Origin of the sequence: Pseudomonas sp. CCNWLW23, assembly GCF_037095675.1 — a bacterium.
GTDB classification, from domain to species: domain Bacteria; phylum Pseudomonadota; class Gammaproteobacteria; order Pseudomonadales; family Pseudomonadaceae; genus Aquipseudomonas; species Aquipseudomonas atacamensis.
Window position 1 is genome coordinate 247445 of sequence record NZ_JBAWKM010000003.1, and the last position, 15516, is coordinate 262960.

Consider the following 15516-nt stretch of genomic DNA (forward strand, 5'->3'; position numbering starts at 1 on the left):
CTGAGCAGGGACTGGGGCGGCGGTTTAGTGCTATCTGAGCCAGGCACCAAACCGAGTTGCGGCTATCGCGGGCAAGCCCGCTCCCACAAGTTTTGAGTTGCTCACACATCTTGCAAAGAATACAAAACCCTGTGGGAGCGGGCTTGCCCGCGATGAACGATAACTCGGTCTATCGAGCAAAGCGCTGCGCCCAGCCAATAATGGTCTTCGGCCGTGGCGTCGCATACGTGCGCACCTTCGACGTCGACAACTTCAAGCGCACCAGCGATTCGGCAATCGTCACCGCCGCTGTCACGCCATCCACCACCGGCACGCCGGTGCGCCGGCGAATCTGCTCGTCCAGCCCGGCCATGCCGCCGCAGCCCAGGCAAATCACCTCGGCCTTGTCCTGGGTCACCGCCAGTTCGGCCTGCTGCACGATCGCTTCCAGTGCGCGCTGCGGTTCGTGTTCCAGCTCCAGAACCGCCAGACCACTGGCGCGCACTGAGGCACAGCGATCCCACAGACCGGACAATTTCAGTCGATCTTCGATCAGCGGCACGGTGCGATCCAGCGTGGTCACCACCGAGTAGGCATGGCCGAGGAACATCGCGGTGCTGGCCGCCGCATCAGTGATATCTACCACTGGCACGTTGAGCAATTCCTGCAAGCCTTCGCGGCCGTGCTCACCGTAGCCGGCCTGAATCACGGCGTCGAAGGGTTGGTCGTAGGCCATCACCCGGTCCATGACGGCGATGGCGGCCAGGTAACTTTCGAAATTGCCTTCAATCGATTCGGCGCCGAAGTACGGGGTCAGGCCGACGATTTCGGTACCGGGCGAAGCGACGGCCTGCGCCGAGCGGGCGATGGCGTCGGTGATGGATTCGGTGGTGTTGACGTTGACCACGAGAATACGCATGGAAAATCCTTATTGCGGGCAGTGGTGCGGCCCGAAAACCGGGCCGCGAAGGGATCAGTGGCTGACGTTATCCACAGCGATGCATTCGCCGCTGACTTCGGCGTAATGCGTCTGGCGTTTGGCGATGATCAGGTAAAGCATGCCGGCGATACCGGCACCGATCAGCCAGGAGAACGGTGAAACGCTGTGGAAACCAGGTACCAGGGCCAGGACGATGGCGATCAGCGCTGCAGGAATAAACGCCGCCACCGCGCGGAAATTGATGCCACGGCTGTAGTAATAAGCGCCGTTGGGGTCTTCGCTGTAGAGCTGCGGCACATTGATCCGGCCTTTGCGGATCAGCCAGTAGTCGACCATGATCACCCCGTACAGCGGGCCGAGCAGGGCGCCTAGGCCCGACAGGAAATACACGATCACCAGCGGGCTGTTGTAGAGGTTCCACGGCAGGATCAGCACGGCAATGGTCGCGCTGATCAACCCGGCGCGGCGGAAGGTCAGGTACTTCGGCGCCAGGTTGCTGAGGACGAACGCCGGGGCGACGAAGTTGGCCATGATGTTCACGGCGACGGTGACGATCAGAAAAGCCAGGCAGCCGAGCACCAGAAAGAATGTGTTGGGGATCGAGGCGATGATTTCGGTCGGGCTTTCGATGATCCGCCCGTTGATCTGGAACTGCGCGCCACACAGCAACACGGTAATCGCAGCGAACACCAGAATGTTCACCGGCAAGCCCCAGAAATTTCCTACCTTGATGGTTTTGCGGCACGGCGAAGAACGGGCGAAATCGCAGAAGTTGAGGATTAGCGTGCCGTAGATCGCCAGCCACAACGCGCCGCCGGCAAAGATGTTGCGCCACATCTCGCCACCGGTCAGCGGCTCGCGGATCGACCAGGCAATGGTCGCGTTAGCCTGGAAGTACATCCACCCGGCGAGGGCAGCAACGGTCAGCAGAATCACCGGCCCGGCAAACGCCTCGTAACGGCGCACCATCTCCATGCCGTAGGCGAGAATCGCCAGTTGCACCAGCCAGATCGCCACGAAGCACACCCAGCCCAGGCTCGACAGGCCCAGAATCGAGTCGTGATCGTATTCGGCGAAGCCTGGATGCACAGCGGTCAGCAAGACGCGGAATACCACCGAGGCGAGGTACGTCTGAATACCGAACCAGGCGATGGCGATAACCGCCCTGATCAATGCAGGAATTTGCGCACCGTGAATGCCGAAACTGATCCGGCTGATCACTGGAAACGGCACCCCGGTTTTCTGCCCCATGTACCCGGACAGGTTCATGAAGAAGTACACCAGCGCCGCGCCGATCCCCAGCGACAGCAGAATCTGCCAGCCGCCCAGGCCCAACGCATACAGGCCGATGGCGAACGAGTAGTTGGCGATGTTGTGCACGTCGTTCGTCCACAGGGCGAAGATGCTGTACTGGCCCCAGCGTCGCCCTTCGGCTTTGGTCGGCGCCAGATCGCTGTTGTGCAGGCGCGGGCTCAGTTGCAGCGGCTCGCTCAGTCCGTCATCGGGCAACGGTTGATCGAGCGTGGAAGAGGGCAGACCCAGCGCGATGTTATTCGAAAGACTTGTACGCATTCCGGCAGGCTCCTGACGTTCACTCCCGCGATGACTGTGCATGAGCGCTCAGGCTCGACAAATCTTCGTCGCGGCGGTGAAAACATCACTGGTTATGGGGCATCTGCAGCCTGTACGGGATAGGGCGCTTCAGGCTTGCGGATCGAAAGTGTGCATGTTTTGCAGTTTTGTATACAAAACATGTATGCGATAAAGCCAGATTTGTGCCAGTTGCCAATCTATAAGCGGCAGGGCTCATTTCGAATAGTTATCAATGCGGCATAAGTTGCTGAAAAACCGGCGATATAAATTGATCGATTGGACAGGAATTTTTTTCAGGGGAGGGAGTTTGCAGAGGGGCAAGCAGATGGGGATTCTGCTGGAGAGTGTAACTTTTCAGGGCGTCAGAACTGAAAGTGCACACATAAATGGCACCGATGGTGACAACCTTGTGTACACCTTTTGTGTGCCTGGCACCTATCAATGTGAAAGCGAGCCTGCTCGCGAATGCGGTGGATCAGGCAACTGCAACGTTGACTGGAACTGCGCTTTCGCGAGCAGGCTCGCTCCCACAGGTCTTTCTATAAATGGGGGATCAAACCTTACTCTTGCTGATGATATTCCCGGCATGCAAGCCGCATTCTTTCTGCGTGGCTTCTTCCCACCACCAGCGGCCTTCGCGCTCGTGCTGGTTCGGCAGCACTGGGCGGGTGCAGGGTTCGCAGCCGATGCTGATGAAACCGCGCTCGTGCAGGCTGTTGTACGGCAGTTCGAGCATGCGGATGTAGCCCCAGATCTCCTCGCTGGTCATCTGCGCCAGCGGGTTGAACTTGTACAGGGTGCGTTCCGGTGTCGAGAAAGCTGTGTCGATTTCCAGCACCGCCACAGCGCTGCGGGTGCCCGGGCTCTGATCGCGGCGCTGGCCGGTGGCCCAGGCTTTGACGTCGGACAGCTTGCGCCGCAGCGGCTCGATCTTGCGGATGCCGCAGCATTCGCCGTGGCCATCCTTGTAGAAACTGAACAGGCCTTTTTCCTTCACGAACGGTTCGAGTTTCGTGTAGTCCGGCGAAACAATTTCAATATCGATCTGGTAATGCTCGCGCACGTGCTCGATGAAACGGTAGGTCTCCGGATGCAGGCGGCCGGTGTCGAGGCTGAACACTTTGACGTTCTTGTTCAGCTTCCACGCCATGTCCACCAGCACCACGTCCTCGGCGCCGCTGAAAGATATCCACAAGTCATCGCCGAACTCGGCGAAGGCGAGCTTGAGGATGTCCTGGGCGGATTTGTTGGCATAGGTCGTGGCGAGTTCCACGACGTCAAACGTTGGGCTCATCAGGGCGGCTTCCTACAGGTCAATGGCGCTCGGGCGCTCTATAGGGGGCCGATGGTAACAAAAAGCTGCCGCGCCCGGGGCGTCCTCTGCGTTGCGCGCCTCGGGTGCAGACGCTAGAGTTCGGCCTCGCTTGACTCAAATAATCACTACAAACGGGAGTGTCTTGTGGAAATTGCTTGCCTGGATCTTGAAGGGGTACTGGTACCGGAAATCTGGATCGCCTTCGCCGAAAAAACCGGAATCGACTCCCTCAAGGCCACCACTCGGGACATTCCCGATTACGACGTTTTGATGAAGCAGCGCCTGCGCATCCTCGATGAGCACGGTCTCAAGCTCTCGGACATTCAGGAAGTGATCGCCACACTGAAACCGCTGGATGGCGCGGTGGAGTTCGTCAACTGGCTGCGCGAGCGCTTTCAGGTGGTGATTCTCTCGGACACTTTTTATGAGTTTTCACAGCCACTGATGCGCCAGCTGGGCTTCCCGACCTTGCTCTGCCATCGCTTGATCACTGACGAAAGTGGTCGGGTGACGGGCTATCAACTGCGTCAGAAAGATCCCAAGCGCCAGTCGGTGCTGGCGTTCAAGAGTCTGTACTACCGGGTGATCGCGGCGGGTGATTCGTACAACGACACGACCATGCTCGGCGAGGCGGATGCGGGGATTCTGTTTCACGCGCCGGACAACGTGATTCGCGAGTTTCCGCAGTTCCCGGCGGTGCATACGTTTGAAGAGCTGAAGCGGGAATTTCTCAAGGCCTCTAATAGAGAGTTGAGTTTGTAGTCGTCTGGAAGGACGTCTTCGCGAGCAGGCTCGCTCCCACACGATGATCGTTCCCACGCTCTGCGTGGGAACGCCTCATCGGACGCTCCGCGTTCGGCTTTGGATGGGACGCGGAGCGTCCCGGGCTGCATTCCCACGCAGGAGCGTGGGAACGATCGGTGTGGGAGGCTGCTCGCGATGCTTCAGAGGTTCTGCAGGGTATCGAGCAGGATCCGCACTTTGGTCATCGACTCCTGATACTCCGCCTGCCAGTCCGAATCAGCGACGATCCCGCCGCCGCCCCAGCAGCACACCTGACCATCCTTGACCAGCAGACTGCGGATGGCGATGGAGCTGTCCATCTCGCCGCGCACGTCCAGATACAGCAACGAGCCGCAATACAGACCGCGCCGGGTCGGTTCCAGCTCGTCGATGATCTGCATCGCCCGAATCTTCGGTGCGCCGGTGATCGAGCCGCCGGGGAAACTGCCGGCGATCAGGTCCAGCGCATCACGATCCGTCGCCAGTTCACCGGTCACGCTGCTGACCAGGTGATGCACGTTCGGATAGCTCTCCAGACTGAACAACTCCGGCACCCGCACCGAGCCGATGCGGCAGGTGCGCCCGAGGTCGTTGCGCAGCAGGTCGACGATCATCAGGTTTTCCGCGCGATCCTTGGGGCTGGCCAGCAGTTCGGCGGCGTTGGCGGCGTCCTCGGCTGGGGTGACGCCACGGGGGCGGGTGCCCTTGATCGGACGGGTTTCGACTTGGCGCTGGCTGACTCTGACGAAACGTTCCGGTGACAGGCTCAGCACCGCGCCGCCGTCGGGCAGGCTCTGGAACCCGGAGAACGGCGTCGGGCAGGCCTGACGTAAAGCGCAGTAAGCCAGCCACGGATCGCCCTGGCATTCAGCACGAAAGCGTTGCGCGAAGTTGACCTGATAGCAGTCGCCAGCCTGGATGTAGTCCTGAATGCGTTCGAAGGCCTGACGGTAATCGTCGGCCGAGAGATCAGCGGCCATCGGGGCGTTCAGTTTGAAAGGCGCCAGCGCGTCAACTTGAGGCTGAGTGAACAGCGCGACCAATCGCTGCCGTTCACTGTCGACAAGCGATGGATGAAAGACCAATTGGCTGGTTTGCCCGTGGTGATCGCTGATCAGCGCCCAGTCGTACAGGCCAAAACGCGCATCGGGCAGTTGCAGGTCATCCAGCGCCTGACTCGGCAGGTTCTCCAGATGCCGGCCGAAGTCGTAGCTCAGATAGCCGATCAGCCCGCCGGCGAATGGTAATTCATACCCGGCAGGCAACTGAGCTTCGCCCAAGCGGCTGAGGTGGTCACGCAGGCGCTGGAGGAAATACGCGCCGCTCTCGTCCGGCAACACCGCCAGTTGTTCCAGCGGCCAGGCGCTGAGCAAGTCATAACGGCCGCGTTCAGCGCTCGGCCGGCCGCTGTCGAGCAGCACGGCGCCGGGTGCGTTGCGAATGGCCGCGAAATAGTCGGCGGGGTTGGCGCGGTAGGGCAGTGGGTGTACGGAGCAGGTCAACATGGGCGGGGCAGATCGGCCGTTGAGGCGGGGTGGGGATTGTAGTCCTCTGCGCTGCCAGATCAAAGTCAAAAGCCTCCCCCTCACCCCAGCCCTCTCCCCCAAGGGGGCGAGGGGGAAAGGGAGCCGATCTTCATGCTTTTCAAGGCCGGAGTTCGACCGGGTATTTCAGGTCGGCGCAGCTCTCGCATCCACCACGGTCAGTCCCCTCTCCCTCCGGGAGAGGGCTAGGGTGAGGGGCTTTTCAGCTTTTAGCCCTCGACCGCAGGAATATGCCCAAACATCTCCTGGGTAAACGCCACCCGCTCTTCTACCGATTCCTTAACGCCCCGCGCCTTCAGCTCTTCCAGCCGCGCTTCAACCGCGTGAGTGCGCAAGGTCAGGCCGCAATCGTTGGCGATCTGAATGTTCAGCCCCGGCCGCGCATTCAGTTCGAGAATCAACGGACCCTTTTCCTGATCGAGCACCATGTCCACACCGATATAACCCAGCCCGCACAGCTCATAGCAGCCGGCGGCGAGTTTCATGAAACCGTCCCAGTAGGGCAGTTGCACGCCGTCCACCGCGTTGGTGGTGTCGGGGTGTTTGGTGATGATGTTGTTCAGCCAGGTGCCGCGCAGGGTCAAACCGGTGGCCAGATCCACACCAACGCCAATGGCGCCCTGGTGCAGGTTGGCCTTGCCGCCGGACTGGCGGGTCGGCAGACGCAACATCGCCATCACCGGGTAACCCATCAGCACGATGATGCGGATGTCCGGCACGCCTTCGTAGCTGATGCTCTTGAAGATCTGGTCCGGGGTCACACGGTATTCGATCAGTGCGCGGTCGCGGTGGCCGCCCAGCGAGTACAGGCCGGTGAGGATGCTGGAGATGTGATGCTCCAGCTCTTCGTGGGCGAGGATCTTGCCCGACACCGTGCGATAACGGCCTTCGAAGCGGTCAGCGATGACGATGATGCCGTCGCCACCCGCGCCCTGCGCCGGTTTGATCACGAAGTCGCTGCGCCCGCCGATGATCTCGTCGAGCTTGTCGATTTCCTTCTCGGTGGAGATCACCCCGTACAGCTCCGGCACGTGGATGCCGGCGGCGATGGCGCGTTCCTTGGTGAGGATCTTGTCATCGACGATCGGGTACAGGCTGCGCTTGTTGTACTTGAGCACGTAGTCCGCGTTTCGGCGGTTGATGCCCATGATGCCGCGCGCCTCGAGGGCCTTCCAGGTCTTCCAGAAACCGAACATCAGGCGTCAGCCTTCTTCAGGAAGGCCTTGAAACGTACCAGTTCGGTCAGGCGGTAGCCGCGATAGCGACCCATCGCCAGCATGAAACCGACCAGAATCAGCAGGATCGCCGGGAAGGTAAACACGAAGTACACCAGCTCCGGCACGGTCATGATCAGGTGCGCCAGGGAGGCGGCGAACAGCGTGCCGATGGCGACTTTCAGCGCATGGTTGGCGCCGCGTTCTTCCCAGGTGATCGACAGACGTTCGATGGTCATGGTCAGAATCACCATCGGGAACAGCGCCACCGACAAGCCACGCTCAAGCCCCAGCTTGTGGCTGAACAGACTGATCGCCGCAATCAACACCACAACGAAGGTCAGCACCACCGACAGGCGCGGCAGCATTTGCAGTTTCAGATGTTCGAGATACGAGCGCAGCGACAGGCCCAGCGCGGTGATCACCGTGAACAGCAGAATGCCGAAGCCCAGCTGCGTTTCGCGGAAGGCCAGCGCGATCAGCACCGGGGTGAATGTGCCCAGGGTCTGCAGGCCGACGAGGTTGCGCAGGATCAGGATTACCAGTACGCCGATCGGGATCATCACCATGATCATGAAGGTCTGCTGGGTCTGCAGCGGCAAGCCGTACAGCGAGTAATCGAGGAAGTTGGCGTCAGTGTTTTCGTCGGTCAGCTTGGCCAGACGAATCGCGTTCATCTCGCTGTTGTTCAGGCTGAAAGTCACGTTGGCTTTCTTGCCGCCGTCGACGGTGATCAGGTTTTCGTCACCGGTCCACCACAGCAGGCGGTCGGTTGGCAGGCCTTGCTCACCGGTTTCCGGGTTGAAGTACAGCCAGTCGTTGCCGTTGAAGCTGCGCAGCCACAGTTCGGGTGTCTGGGGCTGATCGGCGACAAGGCGGATGGTGTGGACTTTTTCTACCGGGACGTGGGCAATCGACAGCAGCAGTTCGACGATCTTGGCTTTGTGCGAGGTCGACGGATCGCCGGCCAGCAGCAACTTGACGTTGTCGTCATTCACGTTGTTGACGCGCTTGATCGCCTCGCCAATAAAGGTTTCGACGTCGGCCGAGTGTTGGCGGATCGGCGCGAGCAGGGCTTCGGCGGCGATTTTTTCCGGGCCTTCGATGACCATGCTGTCACGGAAGGTCGGGCCTTTGACCTTGGATTTTTCCGCGGTGTAGCGCTTGGTCAGCACCAGACGGTAATACAAGGTCTGGTTGCCCTTGGCGCGACGGGCCGACCAGGTCACCTTGCGGTTGCCGTCGATGCGGTTCACCGCTACGCCGTAGTTATTGGAGATGAAGCTTTCGTTGAGACTGACGTAATCGCGGCTCAGCGGCGGCACGAACATCTGGATCTTCACCGGATCCTTGGTGCTGGCGACGAACTCGACCTTGGCGTCGATGTTCCACAGGTCGTCGGTGGCGTCTTCGGTCACCGGGATGCCGAGCACGAAAATCTGATAGGCCGTAACCGAAACGCCCAGCAGCACCAGCACGGCGATCAGGATTTTCAGGTGGAAGGTTAGAGAACGCATGGAAATTACTCGGCGGTGTGAGCGGCGATGGTGCAGGCAGGTTTGCCGGCAGCGTATTTAAGACTGGGGTCGACCAGCGCGTCGAAGCGTTTCAGCGCCTCGGAGCCGATCAAAAGCGGGTATTGGAACGCACTTCGGTCGGTGAGGTTCACTTCGATGCTGCGCAATGCCGAACCCATGCAGATATCCAGCTCGATCACCGGACGGGCGGTGTACTGCTTGCCTTCTTCCGGATCGTAGTCGCCGGCGCGGCGCTTGATCTTGCTGACGCGAGCCAGCGGCCGTTCGATGGGGTGTGAATGCGCGGTGTCGATGGCCAGGTAGAAACGTACCCAGGACTCACCGTTGCGTTTGAAACGTTTGATGTCGCGGGCGCTCAGCGAGGCGGTTTTCGCCCCGGTGTCGAGTTTGGCCGCAACTTCGAGATTGATGCCGTCAAGCGAAGCGTATTCGTTGAGGCCGTACACGGTTTTTTCCCCCGCGGCGGCGAGGCCCGGCAGGCAAAACAGAGCAAAAAAGGTGGGGAAAGGCTTGAGTCTCATAAATCCTGGTGCGCAGCGTTCCGTTATCGGTTCAGGTGCCCGCGCAACCGTGCGCAAGCCCCCGCGTGTGCCTGGCAGCTTTTTATGGCAAGCCGTACTAAAGACCCGCAAATGCGGGCGGCATTCTAGCACGGTGGTTTTATGGCGCCAGCGCTTGCGCCGACCCATGAGCTGCAAGGGATGCCACTCTTGTGGGAGCGAGCCTGCTCGCGAAAGCGCTGTGTCATTCGATGTAGAAGCCGGCTGATGTGCCGCCTTCGCGAGCAAGCTCGCTCCAACATTAATAGATGATCGATTGGCTGCGGTTATTAGACGATTGTCGACAATACCTATTTATCCTTTGACTGATGCGGTCTTATTGGCTAGTTTTTGCCGCATTGGATTTAAAGGTGTCGACAATCATGCTGGATCAACTCGATCCCCCAGTCATCAGCGGCGACGATTCCGAGACGCTGTCGGAAAACGTCTTCCGGCGCATTCAGGCGGCTATCGTCAAAGGCGAAATCGCCCCGGGCAGCAAGATCTCCGAGCCGGAACTGGCGCGTACTTATGGCATCAGTCGGGGGCCGCTGCGTGAGGCGATCCATCGTCTGGAAGGCCAGCGCTTGCTGGTGCGTGTGCCGCACGTCGGTGCGCGGGTGGTCTCGCTCAGCCATGCCGAATTGATCGAACTCTACGAAATCCGTGAATCCCTCGAAGGCATGGCCTGCCGCCTCGCTGCCGAGCGCATGAGCGTCGAGGAAATCGACGAACTGCGCCGGGTCCTGGAAACCCACGAGCGCGATGCGGCGTTTCAGGCCGGCGTCGGTTATTACCAGCAGGAAGGCGATTTCGACTTTCATTACCGGATCATCCAGGGCAGCGGCAATCGCACGCTGACGCAGATGCTCTGCGGCGAGCTGTATCAACTGGTGCGCATGTACCGCATCCAGTTTTCCACCACGCCGAACCGCCCGCACCAGGCCTTCGCCGAACACCACCGCATTCTCGATGCCATCGCCGACCGTGACGGCGAGCTCGCGGAATTGTTGATGCGCCGCCACATCGGCGCCTCGAAACGCAACATCGCCCGTCACTACGAGGACGGCGCCCACAACAAGACAGCCACTGAACGAGGTGATGCATGACTTCCAACCTGAACACGCCGGGCCAGCGCTTCCGCGATGCGGTCGCCAGCGAGCATCCTTTGCAAGTGGTCGGCGCGATCAACGCCAACCACGCGCTGCTGGCCAAGCGCGCCGGTTTCAAGGCGATCTACCTGTCCGGCGGCGGCGTGGCCGCAGGCTCGCTGGGCGTGCCGGACCTGGGCATCACCGGGCTGGACGACGTGCTCACCGACGTGCGGCGGATCACCGACGTTTGCGACCTGCCGCTGCTGGTGGATGTTGACACCGGTTTTGGCTCGTCGGCCTTCAACGTCGCGCGCACGGTCAAGTCGATGATCAAGTTCGGCGCGGCGGCGATTCACATCGAGGACCAGGTTGGCGCCAAGCGCTGCGGCCATCGCCCGAATAAAGAAATTGTCAGCCAGCAGGAAATGGTCGATCGCATCAAAGCCGCCGTCGATGCCCGTACCGACGACAGCTTCGTGATCATGGCGCGTACCGACGCACTGGCAGTGGAGGGTCTGGAATCGGCACTTGATCGCGCGGCAGCGTGCATCGAAGCCGGCGCCGACATGATCTTCCCGGAAGCGATTACCGAACTGGACATGTACAAGCTGTTCGCCAATCGTGTGAAAGCACCGATCCTGGCCAACATCACCGAGTTCGGCGCAACGCCGCTGTACACCACCGAACAACTGGCCGGCGCTGACGTCTCGCTGGTGCTTTACCCGCTGTCGGCGTTCCGCGCGATGAACAAGGCAGCGGAAAACGTCTACACGGCGATCCGCCGCGATGGCACGCAACAGAATGTCATCGACACCATGCAGACTCGCATGGAGCTCTATGATCGTATCGATTACCACACGTTCGAGCAGAAGCTCGATGCGTTGTTTGCACAGAAGAAAGGCTGAACAAAACCCTGTGGGAGCGAGCCGGCTCCGGGCGGCGTTCCGACGAAGACGGACTGACATCCAACATTGATGTCGACTGATCCAGCGCTTTCGCGAGCAGGCTCGCTCCCACAAGTTTCCCCATACAAATTCAAGAAGATTGGAGAACACAATGGCCGAAGCAAAAGTACTCAGTGGCGCCGGGCTCCGTGGCCAGGTAGCCGGGCAAACCGCACTGTCCACCGTGGGCCAGGCCGGAGCCGGGCTGACCTATCGCGGCTACGACGTGCGTGAGCTGGCCGCCGACGCGCAATTTGAAGAAGTCGCCTATCTGCTGCTGTATGGCGAACTGCCGACAACAGCGCAACTGGCCGACTATCAAAGCAAACTGAGCAAGCTGCGCGACCTGCCGCAAGCTTTGAAAGAAGTGCTCGAACGAATTCCCGCCGACGCCCACCCGATGGACGTCATGCGCACCGGTTGCTCATTCCTCGGCAACATCGAACCGGAGAAAGACTTCTCCGAACAGCGCGACAAGACCGACCGTCTGCTCGCCGCGTTCCCGGCGATCATGTGCTACTGGTATCGCTTCAGCCACGACGGCAAGCGCATCGACTGCGTCAGCGACGAGCCAACCATCGGCGGCCACTTCCTGCACCTGCTGCACGGCAAGAAACCGAGTGAATTGCACGTCAACGTGATGAACGTGTCGCTGATCCTCTACGCCGAACACGAATTCAATGCCTCAACCTTCACCGCACGCGTTTGCGCCTCGACTTTGTCGGATCTGTACTCGTGCGTGACGGCGGCGATCGGTTCGCTGCGTGGCCCGTTGCACGGTGGCGCCAACGAAGCGGCGATGGAAATGATCGAGCGCTTCTCGTCGCCGGAAGAGGCGATCAAAGGCACCCTCGGCATGCTCGAGCGCAAGGACAAGATCATGGGCTTCGGCCACGCGATCTATAAGGACAGCGACCCGCGCAACGAGGTTATCAAGGGCTGGGCGAAAAAACTCGCGGACGAGGTCGGTGACAAGGTGTTGTTCCCAGTCTCGGAAGCCATCGACAAGACCATGTGGGAGCAGAAGAAACTGTTCCCGAATGCCGACTTCTACCATGCCTCGGCGTACCACTTCATGGGTATCCCGACCAAGCTGTTCACGCCGATCTTCGTCTGCTCGCGCCTGACCGGCTGGGCCGCGCACGTGTTCGAACAACGCGCCAACAACCGCATCATCCGCCCGAGCGCCGAATACACCGGCGTCGAACAGCGCAAGTTCGTGCCAATCGAACGTCGCTGAATGGTGAGCTGACCCGGAACCAGAGAACCCCGCTAGACCCTGTGGGAGCGAGCCTGCTCGCGAAGACGGACTGGCATCCAACAAGGATGTCGACTGATCTATCGCTTTCGCGAGCAGGCTCGCTCCCACAGTGGACGGTGTGCAACTCAGGTGTCTGGCCTCACCCTTTGAAATTACCGTGACCCGAGTCCTGACCCGATGAACACAGAATTCCGCAAGAACCTGCCCGGCACGCCGCTGGATTACTTCGACACCCGCGCGGCGATCGAGGCGATTGCACCCGGCAGCTACGACACCCTGCCGTACACCTCCCGCGTGCTGGCGGAAAACCTCGTGCGTCGCTGCGACCCGGCCACGCTCACCGATTCCCTCAAGCAACTGATCGAGCGCAAGCGCGATCTCGATTTCCCGTGGTTCCCGGCGCGGGTGGTCTGCCATGACATCCTCGGCCAGACCGCGCTGGTCGACCTCGCTGGCCTGCGCGATGCCATCGCTTTGCAGGGCGGCGACCCGGCGCAGGTCAACCCGGTGGTGCCGACGCAATTGATCGTCGACCACTCGCTGGCCGTCGAGGCGGGCGGTTTCGATGCCCAGGCCTTCGAGAAGAACCGCGCCATCGAAGATCGCCGCAACGAAGACCGTTTCCACTTCATCAACTGGACCAAAAAGGCCTTCAAAAACGTCGATGTGATCCCGCCGGGCAACGGCATCATGCACCAGATCAACCTGGAGAAAATGTCCCCGGTGATTCAGGTGCGCGAAGGCGTGGCGTTCCCCGACACCTGCGTCGGCACCGACAGCCACACGCCGCACGTCGATGCGCTCGGTGTGATCGCGATCGGCGTTGGCGGCCTCGAAGCCGAGAGCGTGATGCTCGGCCGCGCGTCGTGGATGCGCCTGCCGGAAAGCGTTGGCGTCGAACTGACCGGCAAGCTGCAACCGGGCATCACCGCCACCGACATGGTCCTGGCCCTGACCGAATACCTGCGCAAACAGAAAGTCGTTGGCGCGTGGCTGGAATTCTTCGGTGAAGGTGCAGCAGCGCTGACCCTCGGCGACCGCGCCACAATTTCCAACATGGCCCCGGAATACGGCGCCACGGCAGCGATGTTCTACATCGATCAGCAGACCATCGATTACCTGAAACTGACCGGTCGTGAAGACCAGCAGGTTCAATTGGTCGAGCAGTACGCCAAGTTGACCGGGCTGTGGGCTGACAGCCTCAAAGGTGCGCAATACGAGCGCGGTCTGACTTTTGATCTGTCCTCGGTGGTGCGCAACATGGCCGGCCCGAGCAACCCGCACGCCCGCGTTGCGGTATCGGATCTGGCGGCCAAAGGCATCTCCGGCCAGTGGGATGACGTGCCGGGGCAAATGCCCGACGGCGCGGTGATCATCGCCGCCATCACTAGTTGCACCAACACCAGCAACCCGCGCAACGTCATCGCCGCCGGCCTGTTGGCGCGCAATGCCAACAAGCTCGGCCTGACGCGCAAGCCGTGGGTCAAATCCTCGCTGGCGCCCGGTTCGAAAACCGTGGCGCTGTACCTCGACGAAGCGGGGCTGACCACTGAGCTGGAACAGCTCGGTTTCGGCGTTGTGGCATTTGCCTGCACCACTTGCAACGGCATGTCCGGCGCCCTCGATCCGCTGATCCAGCAAGAGATCATCGACCGCGATCTGTATGCGACCGCGGTGCTTTCCGGCAACCGCAACTTCGACGGCCGCATTCACCCGTACGCCAAACAGGCATTCCTCGCCTCGCCGCCGCTGGTGGTTGCCTACGCGATCGCCGGGACCATCCGTTTCGATATCGAAAAGGATGTGCTGGGCGTGGTCGATGGTCGGGAAATTCGCCTGAAAGACATCTGGCCGAGCGATGAAGAAATCGATGCGGTGGTGAAGTCTTCGGTCAAGCCTGAGCAGTTCCGTCAGGTCTATATTCCGATGTTCGCCGTGCATGAAGACACCGGGCCGAAAGTCGCGCCGCTGTACGACTGGCGCGAGATGAGCACCTACATCCGCCGTCCGCCGTACTGGGAAGGCGCACTGGCCGGCGCCCGTCCGCTGAAGGGCATGCGCCCGCTGGCGGTGCTGCCGGACAACATCACCACTGATCACCTGTCGCCATCGAACGCGATCATGCTCGACAGCGCCGCCGGCGAATACCTGGCAAAAATGGGCCTGCCGGAAGAGGACTTCAACTCCTACGCCACCCACCGTGGCGACCACCTGACGGCCCAGCGCGCGACCTTCGCCAACCCGAAGCTGTTCAACGAAATGGTCGTGGAAAACGGCAAGGTCAAGCAGGGTTCGCTGGCGCGTGTCGAGCCGGAAGGCCAGGTCATGCGCATGTGGGAAGCCATCGAAACCTACATGCAGCGCAAGCAACCGCTGATCATCATCGCTGGCGCTGACTACGGTCAGGGTTCGTCCCGCGACTGGGCGGCGAAAGGCGTGCGCCTGGCCGGCGTTGAGGCGATTGCCGCTGAAGGTTTCGAGCGCATTCACCGCACCAACCTGGTGGGCATGGGCGTGTTGCCGCTGGAATTCAAACCCGGCACCAACCGCCACACCCTGGCCATCGATGGCAGCGAAACCTACGACGTGATCGGCGAGCGCAAGCCGCGTGCGGATCTGACGCTGGTGATCAATCGCAAGAACGGCGAGCGCGTCGAAGTGCCGGTGACCTGCCGTCTCGATACCGCTGAAGAAGTGTCGATCTACGAGGCCGGCGGCGTGTTGCAGCGCTTCGCACAGGATTTCCTCGAAGGATCGGCGGTAGCCGTTTAA

General features: G+C 60.8%; 12 protein-coding genes. 5 read left to right on the forward strand and 7 right to left on the reverse strand.

The features are described 5' to 3' along the window. Positions 1-169: 169 nt before the first annotated feature. From V8J63_RS06605 to V8J63_RS06615, 3 genes are all read right to left on the reverse strand, one after another. A complete protein-coding gene (locus V8J63_RS06605) occupies positions 170-898 on the reverse strand; it encodes an aspartate/glutamate racemase family protein (protein ID WP_122506523.1) in 729 nt (242 codons plus the stop codon). Positions 899-952: 54 nt separating this feature from the next. Beyond that, positions 953-2491 (reverse strand): NCS1 family nucleobase:cation symporter-1, encoded by a 1539-nt coding sequence (locus V8J63_RS06610; RefSeq protein WP_125927629.1) that lies wholly within the window; start codon positions 2489-2491, stop codon positions 953-955. A gap of 574 nt (positions 2492-3065) precedes the next feature. Next, positions 3066-3806 carry a phosphoadenylyl-sulfate reductase gene (locus V8J63_RS06615; protein ID WP_336463798.1) on the reverse strand — a complete coding sequence of 247 codons (741 nt, stop codon included), beginning with the start codon at positions 3804-3806 and terminating at the stop codon, positions 3066-3068. Between the two features lie 165 nt (positions 3807-3971). Between V8J63_RS06615 and thrH the strand changes: the two genes are divergently transcribed. Continuing rightward, on the forward strand, positions 3972-4589 hold the full coding sequence (thrH, locus tag V8J63_RS06620) for a bifunctional phosphoserine phosphatase/homoserine phosphotransferase ThrH (protein ID WP_122705845.1): 618 nt from the start codon (positions 3972-3974) through the stop codon (positions 4587-4589). A gap of 182 nt (positions 4590-4771) precedes the next feature. On the opposite strand, the gene pabB is transcribed toward thrH, so the two are convergent. From pabB to rloA, 4 genes are all read right to left on the reverse strand, one after another. Then, the gene (pabB, locus tag V8J63_RS06625; RefSeq protein ID WP_130901657.1) at positions 4772-6115 is read right to left on the reverse strand and encodes an aminodeoxychorismate synthase component I; all 1344 of its coding nucleotides are present in this window, start codon (positions 6113-6115) and stop codon (positions 4772-4774) included. 248 nt (positions 6116-6363) lie between these two features. Further along, entirely contained in the window at positions 6364-7350 is a 987-nt protein-coding gene (locus V8J63_RS06630) for an alpha-L-glutamate ligase-like protein (RefSeq protein WP_016773817.1), read from the reverse strand. Continuing rightward, positions 7350-8885, reverse strand: coding sequence for an osmotic stress tolerance membrane protein RloB (gene rloB / locus V8J63_RS06635; RefSeq protein ID WP_024012295.1), 1536 nt, complete (start codon positions 8883-8885; stop codon positions 7350-7352). Before rloB ends, V8J63_RS06630 begins: the two co-directional genes overlap by 1 nt. 5 nt (positions 8886-8890) lie before the next feature. Beyond that, positions 8891-9427 carry a retropepsin-like aspartic peptidase RloA gene (gene rloA, locus V8J63_RS06640; RefSeq protein WP_041479149.1) on the reverse strand — a complete coding sequence of 179 codons (537 nt, stop codon included), beginning with the start codon at positions 9425-9427 and terminating at the stop codon, positions 8891-8893. A gap of 404 nt (positions 9428-9831) precedes the next feature. Between rloA and V8J63_RS06645 the strand changes: the two genes are divergently transcribed. From V8J63_RS06645 to acnD, 4 genes are all read left to right on the forward strand, one after another. Beyond that, the gene (locus V8J63_RS06645; RefSeq protein WP_177180867.1) at positions 9832-10554 is read left to right on the forward strand and encodes a GntR family transcriptional regulator; all 723 of its coding nucleotides are present in this window, start codon (positions 9832-9834) and stop codon (positions 10552-10554) included. Then, positions 10551-11444, forward strand: a complete 894-nt coding sequence (gene prpB, locus V8J63_RS06650) for a methylisocitrate lyase (RefSeq protein WP_024012298.1) — start codon at positions 10551-10553, stop codon at positions 11442-11444. Before V8J63_RS06645 ends, prpB begins: the two co-directional genes overlap by 4 nt. A 151-nt stretch (positions 11445-11595) precedes the next feature. Continuing rightward, positions 11596-12723, forward strand: coding sequence for a bifunctional 2-methylcitrate synthase/citrate synthase (prpC, locus tag V8J63_RS06655; RefSeq protein WP_130888993.1), 1128 nt, complete (start codon positions 11596-11598; stop codon positions 12721-12723). A 198-nt stretch (positions 12724-12921) separates the two neighbouring features. After that, entirely contained in the window at positions 12922-15516 is a 2595-nt protein-coding gene (gene acnD, locus V8J63_RS06660; RefSeq protein ID WP_024012300.1) for a Fe/S-dependent 2-methylisocitrate dehydratase AcnD, read from the forward strand.

What these genes read in the sequence shown, in the direction of transcription:
- V8J63_RS06605 (WP_122506523.1), bottom strand. Translation starts at nt 898, where the DNA reads ATGCGTATTCTCGTGGTCAACGTCAACACCACCGAATCCATCACCGAC.
- V8J63_RS06610 (WP_125927629.1), bottom strand. Translation starts at nt 2,491, where the DNA reads ATGCGTACAAGTCTTTCGAATAACATCGCGCTGGGTCTGCCCTCTTCC.
- V8J63_RS06615 (WP_336463798.1), bottom strand. Translation starts at nt 3,806, where the DNA reads ATGAGCCCAACGTTTGACGTCGTGGAACTCGCCACGACCTATGCCAAC.
- pabB (WP_130901657.1), bottom strand. Translation starts at nt 6,115, where the DNA reads ATGTTGACCTGCTCCGTACACCCACTGCCCTACCGCGCCAACCCCGCC.
- V8J63_RS06630 (WP_016773817.1), bottom strand. Translation starts at nt 7,350, where the DNA reads ATGTTCGGTTTCTGGAAGACCTGGAAGGCCCTCGAGGCGCGCGGCATC.
- rloB (WP_024012295.1), bottom strand. Translation starts at nt 8,885, where the DNA reads ATGCGTTCTCTAACCTTCCACCTGAAAATCCTGATCGCCGTGCTGGTG.
- rloA (WP_041479149.1), bottom strand. Translation starts at nt 9,427, where the DNA reads ATGAGACTCAAGCCTTTCCCCACCTTTTTTGCTCTGTTTTGCCTGCCG.
- prpB (WP_024012298.1), top strand. Translation starts at nt 10,551, where the DNA reads ATGACTTCCAACCTGAACACGCCGGGCCAGCGCTTCCGCGATGCGGTC.
- prpC (WP_130888993.1), top strand. Translation starts at nt 11,596, where the DNA reads ATGGCCGAAGCAAAAGTACTCAGTGGCGCCGGGCTCCGTGGCCAGGTA.
- acnD (WP_024012300.1), top strand. Translation starts at nt 12,922, where the DNA reads ATGAACACAGAATTCCGCAAGAACCTGCCCGGCACGCCGCTGGATTAC.